16 protein-coding genes, 1 other RNA gene and 1 pseudogene are annotated in these 19,387 nt (G+C 59.1%); 8 read left to right on the plus strand and 10 right to left on the minus strand.

Annotated features, from left to right (window positions below; all coding sequences use genetic code 11):
- Nucleotides 1–26 precede the first annotated feature (26 nt).
- The 7 genes and pseudogenes from PMI01S_RS20010 to PMI01S_RS20040 all read left to right on the plus strand — a co-directional run bounded on the left by PMI01S_RS20010 (nucleotide 27) and on the right by PMI01S_RS20040 (nucleotide 6,847).
- Nucleotides 27–545, plus strand: a complete 519-nt coding sequence (locus PMI01S_RS20010; RefSeq protein ID WP_084321813.1) for a penicillin-binding protein activator LpoB — start codon at nucleotides 27–29, stop codon at nucleotides 543–545.
- Nucleotides 546–550: 5 nt separating this feature from the next.
- Nucleotides 551–1,918, plus strand: coding sequence for a PelD GGDEF domain-containing protein (locus tag PMI01S_RS20015; RefSeq protein ID WP_084321814.1), 1,368 nt, complete (start codon nucleotides 551–553; stop codon nucleotides 1,916–1,918).
- Nucleotides 1,896–2,885 carry a HEAT repeat domain-containing protein gene (locus PMI01S_RS20020; RefSeq protein ID WP_084321815.1) on the plus strand — a complete coding sequence of 330 codons (990 nt, stop codon included), beginning with the start codon at nucleotides 1,896–1,898 and terminating at the stop codon, nucleotides 2,883–2,885. The genes PMI01S_RS20015 and PMI01S_RS20020 overlap by 23 nt, the downstream gene beginning before the upstream one ends.
- Nucleotides 2,882–4,396 carry a GT4 family glycosyltransferase PelF gene (pelF, locus tag PMI01S_RS20025; protein ID WP_084321816.1) on the plus strand — a complete coding sequence of 505 codons (1,515 nt, stop codon included), beginning with the start codon at nucleotides 2,882–2,884 and terminating at the stop codon, nucleotides 4,394–4,396. Before PMI01S_RS20020 ends, pelF begins: the two co-directional genes overlap by 4 nt.
- Entirely contained in the window at nucleotides 4,397–5,770 is a 1,374-nt protein-coding gene (gene pelG, locus PMI01S_RS20030) for an exopolysaccharide Pel transporter PelG (protein WP_084321817.1), read from the plus strand.
- A 132-nt stretch (nucleotides 5,771–5,902) separates the two neighbouring features.
- Nucleotides 5,903–6,391: pseudogene (locus PMI01S_RS20035) on the plus strand (enoyl-CoA hydratase/isomerase family protein); the annotation flags it as partial.
- A 33-nt stretch (nucleotides 6,392–6,424) separates the two neighbouring features.
- Nucleotides 6,425–6,847 (plus strand): organic hydroperoxide resistance protein, encoded by a 423-nt coding sequence (locus PMI01S_RS20040; RefSeq protein WP_084321818.1) that lies wholly within the window; start codon nucleotides 6,425–6,427, stop codon nucleotides 6,845–6,847.
- 185 nt (nucleotides 6,848–7,032) lie between these two features.
- Here PMI01S_RS20040 and PMI01S_RS20045 read toward each other — a convergent pair whose 3' ends face one another.
- From PMI01S_RS20045 to PMI01S_RS20075, 7 genes are all read right to left on the minus strand, one after another.
- Nucleotides 7,033–8,916 (minus strand): methyl-accepting chemotaxis protein, encoded by a 1,884-nt coding sequence (locus tag PMI01S_RS20045; RefSeq protein WP_084321819.1) that lies wholly within the window; start codon nucleotides 8,914–8,916, stop codon nucleotides 7,033–7,035.
- Between the two features lie 300 nt (nucleotides 8,917–9,216).
- The gene (locus PMI01S_RS20050; protein ID WP_084321820.1) at nucleotides 9,217–10,458 is read right to left on the minus strand and encodes an OprD family porin; all 1,242 of its coding nucleotides are present in this window, start codon (nucleotides 10,456–10,458) and stop codon (nucleotides 9,217–9,219) included.
- 153 nt (nucleotides 10,459–10,611) lie between these two features.
- Complete coding sequence (locus tag PMI01S_RS20055; RefSeq protein ID WP_084321821.1) at nucleotides 10,612–12,351, minus strand: acetyl/propionyl/methylcrotonyl-CoA carboxylase subunit alpha; 1,740 nt, start codon at nucleotides 12,349–12,351, stop codon at nucleotides 10,612–10,614.
- Nucleotides 12,348–13,967: a 5-oxoprolinase subunit B/C family protein gene (locus PMI01S_RS20060; protein WP_084321822.1), complete on the minus strand. Its 1,620-nt coding sequence runs from the start codon at nucleotides 13,965–13,967 to the stop codon at nucleotides 12,348–12,350. Before PMI01S_RS20060 ends, PMI01S_RS20055 begins: the two co-directional genes overlap by 4 nt.
- Nucleotides 13,968–13,976: 9 nt before the next feature.
- The gene (locus tag PMI01S_RS20065) at nucleotides 13,977–14,783 is read right to left on the minus strand and encodes a putative hydro-lyase (protein WP_084321823.1); all 807 of its coding nucleotides are present in this window, start codon (nucleotides 14,781–14,783) and stop codon (nucleotides 13,977–13,979) included.
- On the minus strand, nucleotides 14,780–15,550 hold the full coding sequence (locus tag PMI01S_RS20070; protein WP_084321824.1) for a LamB/YcsF family protein: 771 nt from the start codon (nucleotides 15,548–15,550) through the stop codon (nucleotides 14,780–14,782). The genes PMI01S_RS20065 and PMI01S_RS20070 overlap by 4 nt, the downstream gene beginning before the upstream one ends.
- 28 nt (nucleotides 15,551–15,578) lie before the next feature.
- On the minus strand, nucleotides 15,579–16,811 hold the full coding sequence (locus PMI01S_RS20075) for an NRAMP family divalent metal transporter (protein WP_084321864.1): 1,233 nt from the start codon (nucleotides 16,809–16,811) through the stop codon (nucleotides 15,579–15,581).
- A 264-nt stretch (nucleotides 16,812–17,075) separates the two neighbouring features.
- Here PMI01S_RS20075 and PMI01S_RS20080 point away from each other — a divergent pair, with 264 nt between their 5' ends.
- Nucleotides 17,076–17,741 carry a GntR family transcriptional regulator gene (locus PMI01S_RS20080; protein ID WP_084321825.1) on the plus strand — a complete coding sequence of 222 codons (666 nt, stop codon included), beginning with the start codon at nucleotides 17,076–17,078 and terminating at the stop codon, nucleotides 17,739–17,741.
- Between the two features lie 198 nt (nucleotides 17,742–17,939).
- On the opposite strand, the gene ssrA is transcribed toward PMI01S_RS20080, so the two are convergent.
- The 3 genes from ssrA to PMI01S_RS20095 all read right to left on the minus strand — a co-directional run bounded on the left by ssrA (nucleotide 17,940) and on the right by PMI01S_RS20095 (nucleotide 19,303).
- Nucleotides 17,940–18,333, minus strand: a transfer-messenger RNA (tmRNA) gene (gene ssrA, locus PMI01S_RS20085).
- Nucleotides 18,334–18,446: 113 nt separating this feature from the next.
- Complete coding sequence (locus PMI01S_RS20090; RefSeq protein WP_084321826.1) at nucleotides 18,447–18,701, minus strand: PA2433 domain-containing protein; 255 nt, start codon at nucleotides 18,699–18,701, stop codon at nucleotides 18,447–18,449.
- 329 nt (nucleotides 18,702–19,030) lie between these two features.
- Entirely contained in the window at nucleotides 19,031–19,303 is a 273-nt protein-coding gene (locus PMI01S_RS20095) for a PA2433 domain-containing protein (RefSeq protein ID WP_084321827.1), read from the minus strand.
- Nucleotides 19,304–19,387: the final 84 nt, after the last annotated feature.

Raw genomic sequence — 19,387 nt, forward strand, 5'->3', positions numbered from 1 at the left:
TCATGGAATGTCTACGGAGAAAAACTATGCAAGCAATTCGTAATCTGGGCCTGGCGCTCGCCGTCCTGTTCGTCGCCGGTTGCGCCAGCTTCACCGATGAATCCAGCCCGAACCTGCCGCGCAATGCGCAGTGGGGCATCGTGCCAATGATCAACTATTCGCAGACGCCGCAGGCCGGTGAGCGCAGCGAGCAGATCCTGCTCAGTGTGCTCAGCAGCCACGGCTTGCAACCGCGGGTTTACCCGGTCAGCACCCAGGGCGAACAAGCGCTGATGGATGACAACGAGCGTCTGGCTGGCGCCCTGGAATGGGCACGTGAACAGAAACTCGATTATGTGATCGCCGGCAGCGTTGAAGAGTGGCAGTACAAGAACGGCCTGGATGGCGAGCCCGCGGTGGGCATCAGCCTGCGGGTACTCGAAGGCAGCAGCGGTCGGGTACTCTGGAGCAAGAGTGGCGCACGTGCCGGCTGGTCCCGTGAAAGCCTCGCGGGCACCGCTCAAACGGTGCTCGACAAACTTGTCGGCGCCCTTCGGTTCGAGTGATCGCAATGAATTCTCCCCACATGGATTACAGCCTGGCGCCTCAAGCCAGCGGCCCGGTGTCTTGGCTGGAAACGTTTCTGGTCACCGGCGCGGCCATCGGCCTGGGCTTGTGGCTGACCCCTGAAGACCCGTTGCAGGTACACGGCGGGTTCCCCTGGCCGATCCTGGCGCCGCTGCTGCTGGGCGTGCGTTACGGTTTTGTGCGCGGCCTGTTCAGCGCCAGCCTGCTGGTGCTGGCGATGTTCGCCCTGCGCCGCAGCGGACTCGAAGGCTACGCCCAGATCGATCCGTCATTCATTGTCGGCGTGCTGGTTTGCGGGATGCTGGTGGGTGAGGTTCGCGATCAGTGGATGCGGCGCCTGGAGCGGCTGCAGATGGCCAACGAATATCGTCAATACCGTCTCGACGAATTCACCCGGGCGCACCAGATTCTGCGGGTCTCCCACGACCTGCTCGAGCAGCGCGTGGCCGGTAGCGACCAGAGCCTGCGCAGCTCCTTGCTGGGCTTGCGCGAAAAATTGCGGGTGATGCCGGACTCGGGCGATGCGTTGACCGCGCTGGCAGACCCGATCACGTCGATGCTTGGGCAGTACGGCGCGTTGCGCGTGGCCGGTCTGTACGGCGTTGACGAGCGTGAAGAAAATGTCTTGCCTGACGCGTTGGCAACGATCGGCGTGATGGGGCCGTTGGGCACCGAGGACGGTCTGGTCAAGCTGTGCCTGGAGCGCGGCGAACTGGTGAGCGTGCGTCAGGAGTTGATTGATTCCGGCACCTCGGCGCAGTTCTCATCGTTGCAGGCGTGCATCCCGTTGATCGATGCCGAGGGTCGTCTGCTGGCAATCCTGGCGGTTCGGCAGATGCCGTTCTTCGCCTTCCAGGATCGCACCCTGAGCCTGTTGGCGCTGCTCGCCGGGCACATCGCCGACCTGTTGCGCCGTGACCCGCATGTGTTGCAACTGCCCGACGCCGATGCCCAGCAATTCACCCTGCAGCTCAAACGCTCGCTGGTGGATGTCGAGAAACACGCATTGCCGGCCGGGTTGTTTGCCTTTGAAATGACCCGTCCCAACGACGAGCTGACGCGTCTGCTGGAGCGCAGCCAGCGCGGTCTCGATCTGCACTTGCCGGTGCGCAACAATCGCGATCATCAACTGTTGCTGGTGCTCTTGCCGTTGACCAGCCCGCAGGGCACCGAAGGTTATCTGGCGCGTATCAACCTGTTGTTGCATGAGCACTTTGGTATTGAAAGTGACATGGCGAGCCTGGGGGTGCGGGTGATGCCTTTCAATCTGGAGCCTGGTTGTGAACGCGACGGGCTGCGTAATTTCCTGTTCAACGAGTGTGGCCTGAATGATCAGCAAGTGGCTGTTTAGCGGAGCCTTGTTGTTAGAGGCGGGCAGCTGGGCCAGTTTGTGGCTCGCGGCGCCCGAGTTACAACAATTGCTGGTGTTCACCTTAAGCCATGGTCTGGCGTGCGCGCTGTTGTGCGGCGCGGTGTGGCTGTTGTTGCCGGCACGCTACCGTGCGCCGTTGCCCTGGAGCCCTCTGTTCATTTTCAGCCTGGCGTTCTTTGTGCCGGTGATCGGCACGATTGGTGTGGTCGCGTCGATCTTTCCGGCGCTGTACCTGCCGCGCAAACGCGACAAGCAAGCCTGGCAAGCCGTCGGTATTCCGAGCCTGCCGTATCGCGCGCAGCAGCAATTGCATTCGCCGATCTTTGCCGATGGCGGTTTGCAGGATGTGCTGCGCCATGCGCCCGATCCGGATCAGCGTCTGGCCGCGTTGCTGGCCACGCGACGCATGCCGGGCAAGGAAGCGGTGCCGATCCTCAAACTGGCGCTGGGCGATCCCAGCGACGACGTGCGGCTATTGGCGTACTCGATGCTCGACAAGCAGGAAAGCGACATCAACCTGCGTATCCAGATTGCCCTGGGGCAACTGAGCGGCGCCAATGCCAAAAACGCCGGTACGTTGCATGGCACGCTGGCGCGTTGGTACTGGGAGCTGGCGTACCTCGGCCTGGCGCAAGGCAGCGTGCTTGAACACGTGCTCAATCAGGCCAGCGAACACGCCACGCAAGGGCTTGAAGCGGGCGAGGGCGGCGAGCTGTTCTTGCTGGCCGGGCGCATTGCGCTGGAGCGAGGTGATATCGAGCGCGCCGAAATGCTCTTGCATCAGGCCCAGGACAACGGCATGGGCGCTGCTCAGGTGTTGCCGTTCCACGCCGAACTGGCGTTCGAGGCCGGTCGTTATCACGAAATTCCCGGGTTGCTCGAGAAGCTTCCCGAGAAAACCCGCCAGCGGCCACCGCTCGCTGAGCTGGTGAGGAGCTGGACATGAATCACAAGGAAGCGGCGCCGACGGCCGACATCTGTCTGCTGCTCGAAGGCACCTGGCCTTACGTGCGCGGCGGTGTATCGAGTTGGATTCACCAGATGATTCTTGGCCTGCCGGAGCTGACCTTCTCGGTGATGTTCATCGGCGGCCAACGTTCGGCCTACCCGTCGCGGCGCTATGAAATCCCCTCGAATGTGCTGCACATCGAAGAGGTGTTTCTCGAGGATGCGACCCATCCGACCAACACCCGCGGAACGCCGCGGGAGGCTGACCCGCAGCAGTTGCTGGATCTTTATCGTTTCCTGCACCACCCGGACGCGCCGGAGCCCGAGCTGGGGGAGCGCCTGCTCGACTGCATCGCGCAGGGCCGCATGACCCTCGACGACGTGCTGCGCAGCCGCGCCAGTTGGGAGGCGTTGAGCGAAGGGTATCGGCTGCATTGCGCCGACCCGTCCTTCGTCAATTATTTCTGGACCCTGCGTTCGATGCAGTCGCCGTTGCTGATGCTCGCCGAAGCGTCACGTAAAATGCCGCGAGCGCGGATGCTGCATTCGATTTCTACTGGCTACGCCGGGTTGCTGGGGTGCATCCTCAAGCAGCGCTGGAACTGTACCTACTTGCTCAGCGAGCACGGGATTTACACCAAGGAACGCAAGATCGACCTGGCCCAGGCCAGCTGGATTGCCGAGAGTTCCGGGCAGGCGCTCAATCGCAGCCTCGACGCCGGCTCGGGTTACATCCGCACCTTGTGGGTACGCTTCTTCGAACGCATCGGTCAACTGACCTACAACAGCGCCGACAACATCATCGCGTTGTATGACGGCAACCGTCAGCGGCAAATCAAGGATGGCGCCGACCCGACCCGCACCCAGGTCATTCCGAACGGCATCGACCTGCCGCAGTGGACCGCGGCACTGGAATCCCGTGCACCCGGCATTGCGCCCGTGGTGGGCTTGATCGGGCGTGTGGTGCCGATCAAGGACGTGAAAACCTTCCTGCGGGCCATGCGCGGTGTGATCAGCGCCATGCCGGAGGCTGAAGGCTGGATCGTCGGTCCCGAAGAGGAAGACCCGGAATACGTCAGTGAATGCCGCAGCCTGATGGCCAGCCTGGGTCTGGAGGGCAAGGTGCATTTCCTTGGTTTCCAGCGCATCCAGGAGATCCTGCCGAAACTTGGCCTGATGGTGCTCACCTCGATCAGCGAGGCGCAACCGCTGGTGATCCTCGAAGCCTGGGCCGCCGGTACGCCGGTGGTCAGCAGCGACGTGGGTTCGTGCCGAGAATTGATCGAAGGCGGCAGCGCCGAAGACCGCGACCTCGGCCTGGCCGGCAAAGTGGTGGCGATTGCCGATCCACAGGCCACCTGCGCCGCGATCCTCGAACTGCTGCGCAGCCCGCAGCGCTGGCAGGCCGCTCAGGCCAGCGGCTTGTTGCGGGTCAATCGTTACTACACCGAAGCCTTGATGCTGCAGCGTTATCGCGACTTGTATCAAGCAGCCATGGAGAACAATTAAATGGCCGGCATTGGCTTCGAACTGCGCAAGATCCTTTCGCGCGACTCCTACACCGCGACCTTGCACGCCTACATATATGCCGGTCTGATCAGCTCCGGACCCTGGGTGTTATCAATCATCAGCGTGATGCTGGTGGGGATCATCAGCCTGGGCATTGTGATACCCAACACACTGGTGGGGCAGTTTCTGGTGACGGTGACCTATCTGATGGCCACCTCATTGATACTCACCGGTGGCTTGCAGCTGTTCTTCACCCGGTTCGTGTCCGACCGATTGTTCGAGCACCAGTACGAGCAGATCCTCCCCAACTTGTTAGGTATCCTGTTGCTGGTCACGCTCTCTGCCGGCGTGCTGGGCATCATCGTACTGGCCGTGTTGTTCGATCAACCGCTGATCTACCGGGTGCTGGTGCTGTCGAATTTCGTGGTGCTGTGCAACTTGTGGCTGGTGATCATCTTCCTGTCGGGGATGAAGGCCTATAACCGCATTCTGCTGGTCATGCTGGTGGGCTACACGCTGATGGTCGCCAGCGCCTATGTGCTGAGCTTCCTGAAGCTACCGGGCTTGCTGCTGGCGCTGTTGATCGGGCACAGCACGCTGCTGTTTCTGTTCCTCTACGACATCCTGCGCGAGTACCGTGCGGAGAAACTGATCGCCTTCGATTTCCTCGATCGTCGCCACGTTTTTCTCAGCCTGCTCGCCACCGGTTTCTTCTACAACTTCGGCATCTGGATCGACAAGTTCCTGTTCTGGTTCAACCCCGGCACCTCGAACATCGTCATCGGTCCGCTGCGCGCGTCTATCCTGTACGACCTGCCGATCTTCCTCGCCTACCTGGCGATCATCCCGGGGATGGCGGTGTTCCTGGTGCGCATCGAAACCGATTTTGCCGAATGGTATGACCGTCTGTTCCGGGCGATCCGCGAGGGTGAAACCTTGCAGCACATTAGCTCGCTGAAAACCGAGATGACCTTGTCGATCCGTCAGGGCCTGCTGGAAATCTGCAAGGTGCAGGGGCTGACGGTGGTGCTGTTGTTCCTGTTCGCACCGCGTCTGCTGGATTGGCTGGGTATCTCCAGCTACTACTTGCCGCTGTTCTATATCGACCTGATCGGCGTCAGTATTCAGGTGGTGTTCATGGCTTTGCTCAACGTGTTCTTCTACCTGGACAAGCGCACGGTGGTGCTGGAGTTGTGCGTGCTGTTTGCGGTGTTGAACGGGGCGCTGACCCTGCTGAGCATGTACCTCGGCCCAAGCTTCTTTGGCTATGGGTTCACGCTGTCGTTGCTGGCCTGTGTACTGCTCGGGCTGCACCGATTGTCCACGGCGCTGGAAGACCTGGAGTACGACACCTTCATGTTGTCATCGCGCTAACGGTACTTGCGGGTATAAAAAAGAGGCACTGGCGATCATCGCCATGTGCCTTTTTTTTTCGCTTGATGGCTTCCGACTGACGTCACTTGAAAGGCCAAGGTACGCTGCTAACCTTGTCGTGCCACCGGTGTCGGCAGTGAGCTGTCACTGGCCAGCGACATACGATTTGCCAGTCGCGAAAAAGCCATTCTCTCGCAATGGGAAATCGGCGCCGCGCTGGTGCCGGGTGGTGGCCCCATGGCTCGACTGCCGCGGCTGATGAAGCGTGGGCGCGCACTGGAAGTGCTGCTCACCGGCAACGATATCGATGGCGACCTCGCGGAACGCTATGGCTATGTCAATCGTGCGCTACCCGATGCTGCACTCGACGCGTTCGTCGACACCATGGCCCGGCGTATTGCCCGGTTCGACAAGCAGTCGATCACCGACATCAAGCGCCTCGTCGACGCTTCCAGCTTGCCACCGAACGAGGCCATCGCTGCCGAATGGGACGGGTTCATCGGCTCGGTGAAACGTCCGGCGGCGCAGCAACGGATCAAACAATTGATGGAGCTTGGCTTGCAGAAAAATGCGGATATTGAAAAACGCCTGGCGTATCACACCGGCACCCTCGGTGACTGATCAAAACGATCTCGTCTATCAGGAGTTACTGTCATGAGCACTGCATTGGAAACCGTTCTCTACACTGCAAAAACCCACACCGTCGGCGGCCGCACGGGCACCGGCAAATCCAGCGATGGCGAGCTGGACGTGAAATTCAGTTCCCCCGGTTCAGGCAAACCGGGGACCAATCCGGAGCAACTGTTTGCACTGGGTTATTCAGCCTGTTTCATCGGTGCGATACAGGTCGCCGCCGGGAAACTGAAAGTCAAATTGCCCGAGGACACGTCGGTGGATGCCGAGGTGGATCTGGGCAAAACCAGTGGCGGGGATTTTCAGTTGGCGGTCAGGTTGAACGTCAATATTCCTGGCCTGGAGGAGGGCGTGAAACGGGAGTTGGTTGAGGCTGCGCATCAGATCTGCCCGTATTCGCGGATGACGCGCGACGGTGTGAAGGTTGAGTTGAAAGTCGTTTGATCGCTGGATAAAAAATCCAGGCAACAAAAAAGCCGTGAAGCTTCGATTTCTCGATGCTTTACGGCTTGGTTTTACTGAGTCAGGCAGGCCATGGCCTTGGTGATAAGGTGGCGCAATTGAGTCCCCCACTCTGGCGATCAAGTCAGACGGGGCCAGCACAAATTGTTCGCTTTTAACCAATACGCCTACAACTTGAACGTATTTACCACGTTTTTGAGTCGCCCAGCTTCTGAATCCAATTCTGCACAGGCTCTGAGGGTAGAGCCAAGATTGTCATTGGTCTGGCGATTCAACTGGCTGATCTCATGCACATCCCTTGTCAGTTGATCGACGGCTGTTGTTTGCTCTTCAGTCGCGGCAGCGACTGTAAGGCACATCTCATCAATCTCACCGATTTTCGAGACTACTTTCACAAGGCTGGCCCCAGCCTGTTTCGCGACGAGCACGCTTTGGCTGCCGATTTCATTGCTGTGCAGCATGGTTCGGGAAGCCTGGGCGCCGCCGGCCTGTAACGCTTCGATGACCTGGCGAATTTCTTCGGTCGCATTCTGGGTATGATGGGCAAGGTTTCTCACTTCGTCCGCCACAACGGCAAAGCCGCGTCCCGCCTCTCCGGCTCTGGCCGCCTCGATAGCCGCATTCAGGGCCAGCAGATTGGTCTTTGCGGAAATAGTCGAAATGACCTCCAGGACTTTTCCGATGTTGATGGTTTTGGCGTTGAGCTCTTCGATCTGCGAGCGGGTCAGTTCGATATTTGCCTGCAGGTCGCTCATGGCTGTGACTGTGTTCTCGACCAGTTCGCAGGTCGACTCGATCTGCAACCTGGCACTGGAAGCACCTTTGGACGCCGCCGAGGCGCTGGAGGCGATCTCCTGCGCTGCTGCGCCCAGCTCTTCAATTGCGGCAGCCACGCTCGTGGTGTAACCCGATTGGTGTTCCGATTTTTCCATCGAGGAGTCGGACGCCGACAGTACCCGGCGAGTCGCTTCACCCAAGGCATCCGTCGTCGAGGATACTTCGCTGATAGAAGTGTGGATACGATCGCTGAAGCGGTTGAAGCTCATGGCCAGTTGCCCGAATTCGTCCTTCGACAGGATCGACAATCTACGGGTCAAGTCGGCATCGCCTTGGGCGATATCTTCCATCGCGTGGCTGATCGAATGCAGGGGCCTCATGAGCACGCGAATCAGCAGCCCGAGCATCAGCAAAGTGGCCAGGCCCGCAACAGCCGTCGCGATGATCGCGGAGTTGCGGAACGCGGAGACACTGGCCAGGGCCGCTTGTTTGTCGAGCACGATACCGATGTACCAATCCTGCGAAGGCAGGCCGTTGACCGCTGAGAACAGGGTGAATTTGCTGCCATCAACCGACGTGGCTTCGACCAGCCGGTCGCTCAGGGTCAAGGTGTTGCCCGGAAACATATCGGCCAGGGTTTTACCTATCAGCGCCTGGTCAGGGTGAACCAGGATCTTGCCCTCCTTGCTCACCAGAAAGGCGTAGCCGTTGCCATCGAACGCCTGGGCATTGAGTGTTTGCGAGATCGTCTCGATTTTCAGGCTGGCGCCCAGTACCCCGAGTGTTTGCTGCCCGGAAGGGATGGCGACCGCCTGGGTAATGATCCGGTAATCGATCCCTGCGCCTACGTAAGGTTCGGTCATCGCGGCTCCGTTGGCGATAGCGTCCTTGTACCACTGGCGCTGTCGGGCGTCGTAGTCCGCAGGCATTTCCCGTGGCGGATAGATCTGAAGCTTGCCATCACGGGTGCCGGCATACGTGGCAATGAACTGTTCCATAAGCACTTGGTTTTGTAATGTGGCCTGGACGTTTTCGGCCGTAGGGTTGTGCCCGATAAACTCGGCGACGCTTTTCATCAGAATCAGCCGGCCGGTCAGCCAGCTCTGGATGTCATGCGCCATGGAGGCTGCGAGGGCGCGTGTGTTTTGTTCGATTTTCTGCGCGTTGTCTTCGCGCAGGCGAATGTCATTCAACACGGAAAATGAGCAAAACACCGTCATGATCACCAAGGAGGCGATCAGCAATATCTTCTGATTAAATTTGAGATGTCCCATCGTTCACTCTCCGGGTTTGAATCGGTACACCACGTATTCAGGCTGAGGATTCCGGGGTTGGATTATCAACCCCGGGGCCTTGTTACTTGCGAACGCAATTGCCTCCTTGTAAAAAAACGGAGCTGTCAGTTATCCGAAGTTTGCTTTGTTGTACCTGTTAAAACATCGCGTCAGGATAAAAGCGCCCCTGCGGCAGCCAACTTCATGGCGAACCAAATACTTTGACTTGCGTTATTGGTTGGTAAATTTGTCAGGCGTCCAGCACAGGTTGTGGCTGAAAGTTGTCTGGGTGTTTGGCCGTTACCACAATGCCAAGGTGTAACTAAGGATCAGGCGTGTTTCATCCAGGTCATTACCAAAGTTTGACCTGACGGTTGCGTTTCTGACTTTCAGGCCGACGTTTTTCAGCGAACCTGACTGTATGACATAACCAATGTCGGTGTTGCGCTCCCACTCTTTACCGGTGTTGTTGCCGGCGACCAACGCATTGTCTCCCTGGACATAACGACTCATGAACGTCAGCCCCGGGAGGCCCAGCGCGGCGAAGTTGTAGTCATAGCGCAGCTGCCAGGAGCGTTCCTGGGTATTGGCGAAGTCATTGATCTGGACGAAGTTGACCAGGTACGGATCGCTATTGGCAATGTAGGGGAAGGGGTCGTCACCGCTCATGCGTTGATAGGCTGCGGTGAATACGTTGGAGCCCAGGGTGTAGGACACCAGGCCGTTCGCTGCCCGGTTATCAAGGGGGCGAAAGTTGCCGTCGTCGGTGCTTTTCGAATAGCGCAGGTCGAACTTCAGCGACTGTTGCTCGGCGAGGGGGATCTCGTAGACCACACCACCAAAGTACTGCCGATAGACGTTTTCCAGGTTGCCGTAGTACAGGCTGGTGCTCAGGGCCTTGTTGAAACTGTAGGTGCCGCCGGCAAAGCGAAAGTCATCGCTGACGCCGCCAATGCGGTTACCCGTGAAGTCTTGATAATTTGAAGAGCTGTTGAACTTGATTTGCTCCAGCTTGCCGCCTTGCAACATGAGCTTGTCGATGTCCTTCGAAGTCAACAGTGCGCCTTCGAACGTCGCCGGCAGTAAGCGCGTGTCATTGCTCGAGACCACGGGCGTACGGAAGGCGAGTGAGCCGACCTTCAGAATGGTTTCCGATACCTTCGCCTTGGCCGTCAGCTCGAGTTTGGAGTATTCGTCCTGTGAGCCTCGGCCGTTTTTCGAACCAAGGTCCGCCGGCAACAGGCCCGTGCCGCCGGAACCATCACCGCCGTCAAGCTTGATACCGAGCATGCCGACAGCGTCGACGCCCAGGCCCAGAGTACCTGCGGTATAACCCGACTCGAATCGCAACATGGCTCCCTGCGCCCACTCCGCCGCAGAGTCACGTTGGGCGGTGGGCGGTCCGTTACGAAAGTCACGGTTGAAGTAGAAGTTGCGCAGTTCAACGCTGGCCTTGCTGTCGGCAATAAAATCTGCAGATGCCGTGAGTGGGAAAATTAATGCGCAAGTACCCGCGACAGCGAAAGTCGTTTTGATCAACATGCTCTTTATGCTCCAGATAACGGCAGATCTATTGGTTGAGTTTTATCGTTATTTTGAGTGCGCAGTTACATCTACAGTTTTCTGCAGGCAGCACGCGGCAACGGAGTTATTACCCCGTTGTGCGTACTACCGGCGAAAAGAAGAGTGTTTAAATCAATTAATGGTCTTGATGCGGCCAATCACGGAGGCGGCTTCAAAATAGTCACCGGCCTGTTTGGCGATCTGCACCTGACCTTCACAAGGTGCCAGAACCGAGGTTTCCATTTTCATGGCCTCTACAACCGCGATCACTTGCCCGACGCTCACCGACTCGCCGTCTTCGACGACCCAGGTATGCAGATTCCCCGCTACGGGTGTCAGTACCGCCTGTGGATCAGAGACCTCGGAGGGGGCCGTGCTTTCGCTGACGGTGTCCGCTGCGTTCAGGCTGACGCCGCGCAGCAGCGCAGCCGGAAGGCCGAGTTCGTGGCGCTTGCCGTCGATCTCGACAAACGTGCGCAGGATGCCAGGGTCGGCCGATACAACGGCACGTGGGGCGAGAGTGATCTGTTCGGCGAAATCGGTCTCGATCCAGCGCGTGTGTACGGCGAATTTATCGGCACCGGTGAAGTCGTCATGGTCCATCACGGCTCGGTGGAACGGCAGCACCGAGGCGATGCCCTCAATGTTGAACTCAGCCAGCGCGCGCCGGGCGCGGACGATAGCCTGTTCGCGGGTGGCGCCGGTGACGATCAGTTTGGCCATCATCGAATCGAAGGTACTGGGCACTCGCGAGCCGCTTATTACACCGCTGTCCAGACGCACACCCGGGCCAGACGGTGGCAGGAAATCAGTAATATGACCGGGGGTGGGCAGGAAGCCCTTGCCCGGGTCTTCCGCGTTGATGCGAAATTCGAAGCTGTGGCCACGCGGGGTCGGCGTCTTACTGAAGGACAACGGGAAACCGTCGGCGATCCGCAGTTGTTCGATCACCAGGTCAACCCCAGTAGTCTCTTCGGTCACCGGGTGCTCGACCTGCAAACGGGTATTGACCTCAAGGAACGACAGGGTGCCATCCTGGCTAAGCAGGAACTCCACCGTGCCGGCACCGACATAGCCGGCTTTGGCGCAGATATCCTGAGCAGATTGATGAATACGCTGGCGCTGTTCGTCACTGATAAAGGGCGCTGGCGCTTCCTCCACCAGCTTCTGATTTCGCCGCTGCAAGGAGCAGTCCCGCGTGCCGACGACGACGACTTTGCCGTGCTTGTCGGCGAGGATCTGCGCTTCGATGTGCCGAGGACGGTCGAGGAACTGTTCGACATAGCATTCGCCACGACCAAAGGCCGCTTCCGCTTCGCGCACGGCGGAGGCGAACAATTCAGCCACTTCATCCATGCGCCAGGCGACTTTCATGCCGCGTCCGCCGCCGCCAAAGGCCGCCTTGATGGCAATCGGCAGGCCATGTTGTTCGGCAAAGGCCAGTACTTCGGCGGCGCTTTCTACCGGGCCAGGCGTACCGGCCACCAGAGGCGCACCGACCAGTTGGGCAATTTTCCGCGCCTCGACCTTGTCGCCGAGCACGTCGATGGTCTCCGGATTGGGACCGACCCAGATCAACCCTGCGTCGATCACCGCCCGGGCGAAGTCGGCTCGTTCAGACAAAAAACCATAGCCGGGGTGCACGGCATCGGCGCCGCTGCGTTTGGCGACGGCGATCAGTTTGCCGATATCCAGGTAGGTCTCGGTCGGGCGCTGGCCATTCAATGAGTAGGCTTCGTCGGCTTGGCGCACATGCAGGGCGTCGATGTCCGCGTCGGCATAGACGGCGACAGACTGCACGCCGTAGTCGCGGCAGGCGCGGGCGATGCGGACGGCAATTTCACCACGGTTGGCAATCAGTAATTTTTTCATGGAAGTTTTTTCACATCGGCAGTTGAAGAAGAGGCTTCCGTAATGGCTTGAATCTCTTTGAAGCCGTCCAAAGGGTTGAAGCGAATCTGCGCATTGACAGGGATCTGGCCAGCCAGGTCGAGATGGTAGCTGGCGACTGCGGCGATCACCGGATAGCCTCCGGTCAACGGGTGATCGGCGAGAAACAGAACCGGTTGGCCGCTGGCCGGAACCTGAATGGCCCCGACGGAAGTGCCTTCGCTGGGCAACTCTTGGTGGTTGATGCGATCCAGCGGGGTTTCACCGGCCAGACGAATACCGACGCGGTTGGACTGTGAGGTGACGCGCCAGAGTTGGCTGCTCAGGCGCTGGATAGCTTCTTCGGTAAACCAGTCGGTGCGCGGCCCCATCACCACGTCAAGGGTGACGATGTTAGCCGCCGTCGGTAGTTCAAAGGCCGGGGCTTCGTTCAGCGATACGCTGGTGCCGGTGGTCAGTGTGGCAAAGCCCAGTCGGTCGCCGACGGCGAGCGCCGGGGGCCCAACCTGGGCCAGTGTGTCTGTGGACAGACTGCCAAGCACCGGCGTGACTTCAAAGCCGCCTCGAATCGCCAGGTAGCTGCGCAGCCCCGCCAGAGGTGAACCCAGGCTGACACGGTCACCCACATCCAGCTCGATGGGCTGGTAGTTGCTTGCCTGCCATTGCAGGCCACTCGCGTTGGTAATGGTGACCGGGGTTTGCGCTCCGGTGACGGCGATCAAGGCACGGCCATGGCAAACGAAGGCCAGGCCGCCGAGTACCGATTCCACACAGGCCATGTCCGAGCGGTTGCCGACAGCGCGGTTGGCTGCCCGCAGGGCGCCCAGGTCCAGCGCGCCGGAACGGGATACGCCTTGGCCGGTCTGGCCGGGACGGCCCATATCCTGCAGTACGCTGTGCAAACCAGGGGTCATGATTTCCAGATAGGCACCGGTGGGTGTAGCGGCACTTGCCGGTACCGAGGGGGCGGGCAGGCCGCCCGCCGGGAGCGGGCCAGCATCGGTGAACCGCACTTTGTAGCCTGGGCGCAGCAAGGCCGATTCAGCGCGGTTCAGGTCCCACATCTGCAAAGGCGTTACGCCGATGATCTGCCAACCACCGGGGCTGGCTTGCGGATAAACACCGCTGAACTCCCCCGCCAGAGCAACCGCACCTGCGGGTATGCGGGTGCGTGGAGTTTGTCTGCGAGGCACCTGGAAATCGGCACCGCCGGTGAGGTAGGCGAAGCCCGGAGCGAATCCGCAAAAGGCCACGCTGTAGTCATGGGCGGTGTGGCGTTGGACCACCTCGGCGCGGCTGATCCCCAGCAGCGTGGCGACCTCGTCGAGGTCTTCACCATTGTAGTGGACGGGAATTTCCACCCGGCGATGCTCGATCGCGCGGCGCTGGCTCAGGTCCTGGCCAGCGATACAATCAACGAGCGCCTGCTGTGTAATGGCGCTGGGGCGAAACTGGATCAGCAGGGTTCGTGCGGCAGGAATGATTTCTTCCACGCCCGCAATAGGCTCCGCGATCAGGGCGTCGAACAACGCCAGGGTCTCGTCCAGGTCTTTCAATTCGACGAGCAGGGCGTCCAGGTTGACCGGTAGAAAGCGCACGGGAGACTCCTAGACGTGGTAAGTGCTGTCGGGCACATCGGTGATGAACATGTGGCCGGGCGCATGAGTGATCGCAAAGGGCACACCCGAAGCCGCTACCGCAGCCTGTGGCGTCACACCGCAGGCCCAGAAAACTGGAACCTCGCCAGGCTCAATGCGCACGGCGTCGCCAAAATCGGGTCGGCTCAGGTCCTGTATGCCCAGCAGCGCAGGCTCACCGATGTGCACCGGGGCGCCGTGGACGGAGGGATAACGCCCGGAGATTCCACTGGCCTCTGCCACGCGATCGGGCGGGATCGGGCGCATGGACACGACCATTTCACCCTGTAGGCGTCCCGCCGGACGGCAGGCGCGATTGGTACGGTACATGGGCACGTTGCAGCCATCTGCGATATGCCGCACTTCGATGCCCGCTTCTTGCAAGGCGGTTTCAAAGGTAAAGCTGCAACCAATCAAAAACGCCACCATATCGTCGTGCTCAGCCCAGGCTTGGGTGGCGTCGCTGACTTCCTCGACCATTTTTCCGTCCCTCCAGATGCGATACAGGGGGATATCGGTGCGTAGGTCTGCGCCTTCAGCCAGCAGTGTTCTCGGACTGCCCGCATCGCTGACGTCGAGGACCGGGCAAGCTTTCGGATTGCGCTGGGCGTATAGCAGAAAGTCGTAGGCCCATTCGCGCGGCAAGGCGATCAGGTTGGCCTGGGTCATGCCCGGGGCGATACCGGCTGTGGGGGTTACCAGTCCGCCACGATAGGTTTTGCGTGCTTCCTGGGCGGCGGCAATGGCCGACTGGCGGGCGCGGGCGAAAGCATTCATGGACGATCTCCAGCAAAAGGCCGCAGGGACAGGTTGGCGTGCTCCAGGACTCGGCGCAGTTCGCGAGCCATTTCCACGGCAGCGGGACTGTCGCCATGAACACAGATTGAGTCAGCCTGGATTCGGGTTCGACTGCCATCAATGGCCTCGATGGTGCCGTCTTCGACCAGGCGGAGCATGCGTTGGGCCACTATCTGGGGATCGTGCAGCACGGCCCCCGGCTCGCGTCGTGAAACCAGGGTGCCTTGCGGTGTATAGGCACGGTCGGCGAAGGCCTCCGCGACACACTGCAAGCCCTCGTTACGCGCCAACTCAATCAGCTCGGAGCCGGCCAAAGCCACCAGTATCAGCGTGGGGTCGATGGCGCGGATAGCGGCGATCACCGCCAGCGCCTGGCGGCGGTCGTGGGCGATGGTGTTGTACAGGGCGCCGTGGGGCTTCACATAGCGCACCGAGGTGCCCGCGGCCTTGGCCAGGCTTTGCAGCGCGCCGATCTGGTAGATCACGTCGGCAGTCAACTCATCGCTGGCCAGGTCCATGTTTCGTCGGCCAAAGCCCACTTTGTCCGGGTACGCGACATGGGCGCCGATGGTGACGTTTTTGGCTGCTGCGGCTTTCAGTGTCCGCAGGATGCCCGCCGGGTCTCCGGCATGAAAACCGCAGGCGACATTGGCGCTGGTCACGATATCGAGCATCGCGCCATCGTCGCCCATGCTCCAGGCGCCGAAGCTTTCGCCCAGGTCGCTATTGATATCTATCGTTGGCATTCACGTGACTCCTTTTTCGTTATCAGGCTCAGACGACGTTGAGGAAGGCAAAGATCGGCCCAACGGATTTGAATGCCATGTACCAGGTCAGCATGCAGGTCAGGACACCCAGCACCAGGAGCCAGCGTGGGTAATGGTAACCGCCCATGAGGTCGGATCGGCGCCAGCCGACGTAGATGAAGATGCTCAGGCCGATTGGCAATATCAGGCCGTTGAAACCGCCTGCGAAGAGCAGCAGTGCGGCAGGAGCAGTACCCATCAGAACAAAGATCAGCAGCGATAGGGCGATGAAGACTGTGGTGGCGCGGTTGCGCCCCTGCTCAGTGATGTTCGGCTTGAACACGGTGATAAAGGAGATGGAGGTGTAAGCGGCGCCGATCACGCTGGTGATACTGGCAGCCCAGAGGATGAGACCGAAGATGCGCAGGCCGATCTGCCCGGCCGCTGCCTGGAAGGCTTGTGCGGCCGGATTGGCGCCCTGACCCGAGGTGTCGATGACTACGCCGCTGGCAACAACGCCGAGGATGGCGAGAAACAGGATGTAGCGCATGAGGCCGGTGACCAGGATGCCGCTCAGGGCTGCTTTGGTCACTGCCTGGAGGTTTTCTACCCCGGTAGTACCGCGGTCCAGCAGTTTGTGAGCCCCCGCATAGGTGATGTAACCACCCACCGTGCCTCCGACAATGGTGGTAATGGTGGCGAAGTTGATCTGGTCCGGAAGTACGGTCTGGTAGAGGGCTTCACCCAGTGGCGGGTTAGAGGCAAAGGCTACGAACAGCGTCAGGCCAATCATCACCAGGCCCAGCACGACGATCAGCCGGTCGACCGCCAATCCGGCGCGGTGGGAGAGGAAGATGCCGATGGCCAGCAGGGCGCTCAGACTGCCGCCCCATTTTGCATCAAGCCCCATCAGCGCGTTCAGACCCAGCCCGGCACCGGCGATGTTGCCGACGTTGAATACCAGCCCGCCGAAGATCACCAGCACCGCTAGCAGGTAACCACTGCCTGGAATCGCTTTGTTGGCCACATCTGCGGCACGCATTCGGGTCAGGGAGACGATACGCCATACGTTAAGTTGAACCACGAAGTCGATCAGAATCGACGCCAGGATACCGAACGCAAATGCCGCCCCCATCTTGGCTGTGAACGTGGCGGTCTGGGTGATGAATCCAGGGCCGATGGCAGAAGTCGCCATCATGAAAATCGCGGCGATCAAAGAAGCGCGCCGCGCTTTTGTAAACTCTTGAGTGGTCTGTGTCACGGCATCCACGGCATCATTCCTAGGGTGAGAGATACCTTGACAGAGCAATGAGCATGCCAAGAGTCAAGCAAACACCGCGAAATGTAGGTGTATCAATGCTTCTTTGTTGAACAATCCAATTCTCATGGTTGAGCTAACCGCACCAAATTGTTACCTCAGCCTATAAAAGTGCTACTTAATGAAGCGCACCACACGTTTCGTCCTTGTGCCATGCACTGAGCTCTGATGGAATAATGGAGCGGTTTTTCTCACCTTGGATTTTTTATGAATGACGCCTCTCCCGCTCTTCCTCGAACACTGGGAGAATCCATCACCCAAGAAATACGCAGAATGCTGGTCGAGGGTGAACTCGTGCCCGGCCAACGCCTTTCAGAAGCCGCACTGGCCGAAAACCTGGACATTTCGCGGAACACCTTGAGAGAGGCATTCAGAGTCCTGACGCGTGAAGGGTTGCTCAAACACGAACCCAACCGTGGAGTAACAGTTGCGGAGCCTGACATGGCGTCGATTATCGACATCTACAGGGTGCGCCGTTTCATCGAATGCAAGGCAATCGCCCAAGGTTACCCCCAACACCCAGGCACCCTGCACATGCAAGAGGCCGTCGAATTAGGCGTCCGCGCGCGCGAAGCGAAAGACTGGGTAGCGGTCGGCACTGCTAACATGATGTTCCACAAATCAATCGTCGAACTGGCTGACAGTCCGCGCCTGCTCGTTTTTTATGGGCAGATATCGGCTGAATTGCGGTTGGCCTTTGGTCTGCTCAACGATCCCCAATTCCTGCATTTGCCGTTTCTCGATATGAATGCTTCGATACTTCGATGCGTTGAGGAAGGCCGCTCAGACGAGGCGACTATTATGCTGGATGCCTACCTGGTCCAATCGGAACGAACTGTCTTGGCAGCCTATGAGCGCAGCAGGAACCGATAGTCGACTGGATATGCGGTGCAGGTAGGCCTGTAGCACATCACTCTCGGCGTCCGATTATTTACGAGGTTTTGATAACCGGGAATTCCAAACCGCCTGGAACTCAAAAACCAGGAAAGCCCCGCGCAGCCCTGCCCCCCCCTGTAATCACTGGATTTCAGGCACAAAAAAAGACGTCCGTGGACGTCTTTTTTGTTGAAGTGGTGGAGCCGGGGGGATTTGAACCCCCGTCCGCCAGTACTCCGCTGTCGGTACTACATGCGTAGCCGTGTCTATTAAGTTAACCCTCAGCGACCCGACGGGCAGGGTGCTTTGGGCGAGTTGTGTAAGTTTTAGCCGCTTCGTCCACAACGTACTGCACGGCGATTCTGTTCTATATGACAATCACTTTGGGTTTACAGACATCCCCTGATGATTGCTGGACCCGAAGGTACCAGAAGGGAAGGGCTAAGGCTGCTTACGCAGCGAGAGCGTATTCCCCGTAGGTTTCGTCATTGGCAACTATAGAAAGTTGCAACAGTGGATTTACGAGTTCTGTTACCAACTCGGCATGCACCTAAAGTTTCGCAACCGGCGTCGAATCCTAAACGGCCCCGAGCCTGTTGCTCTGTGAATCGAAGTGAGCAACAAGCATGCGTAGTGTACGCCAACGTGGCTCAGAAGGCCACCCGATGCTTGGCGCGAGTGATCATGGGTTGGGATCTTTGCTCAGTTTGCCAGTGACAATGCCTGGGTGGCCTCGGTGACGCATTTTTTGTCGTCCCCGGTAGCTTTTGAAGCTTCGGCGCTGGCCAGCAGTCTTTTGATCTCCATCGTGGTGTTGTCAGGGCTCGCCGGCAGTGCATTCACTTTGGCTCTGAGCTGTTGCAGCTTGCTCGTACACAGGTCGTTGTCCGCTGCAAATACGGGAGAGGACAACAGTGCAGCAGAAATGAGCAAACCAGCGATCGCGGTACGTTTCATGGATATTTCCTTGTCCGGGTAGTCTCGGTGCTGCCTTAGGGAGGGGCTCGGCCGAAGTCGAAAAACAAGCGACGATTGATCGGCCCTACTTAAAAGACTACGACGCGGTGCAGGAATTCGCTTTTCACCCAAAGGCTATGGAAAAAAGGTCGATGCATGCCCAAACCCCAGAAGCAACAAAACCCGCAGTTGGCGGGTTTTGGCTTGTTTCGCATGGGGTGGAGCCATCCTGAGCGCTCTCTGGCCTGTTGCTCTGTGAATCTTAATGAGCAACAAGCCTGCGAGTTGAACTCCAAGAAAGCCCGCCCGAAGGGTGGCATTGTGCCGGGTTATTTATCGCCTTTGTTCGCGTTCTTGATTTGCTGGATAGTTTGTTCGGTCTCGGCGATGCAATCATTTGTCCCTTCCTTGGTGCCCTTTGCCTGATCGGCTTGGGCTTTCTTGACGCTCGCCATAACCTGATCAGCCATCTCCGGAGGAGTCTGGGCCTTGGCATTTTCGATGGTTTTCAAGTTGACCGCACAGAGGTCTTCTGCGGCAAACGAGGGGGACGCCATCAGCGAGACAGTAACGAACAGACCTAACAGTACAGAACGTTTCATGAGTATCTCCTTGAACTGACGGTCCAGGCATTTGCCGGCCATCAGAACGGGCTGCCGAGTTTGGGTAAGGCCCGGCAATGTCCG

This window comes from Pseudomonas migulae NBRC 103157 (assembly GCF_002091715.1).
GTDB classification, from domain to species: Bacteria; Pseudomonadota; Gammaproteobacteria; order Pseudomonadales; family Pseudomonadaceae; genus Aquipseudomonas; species Aquipseudomonas migulae_A.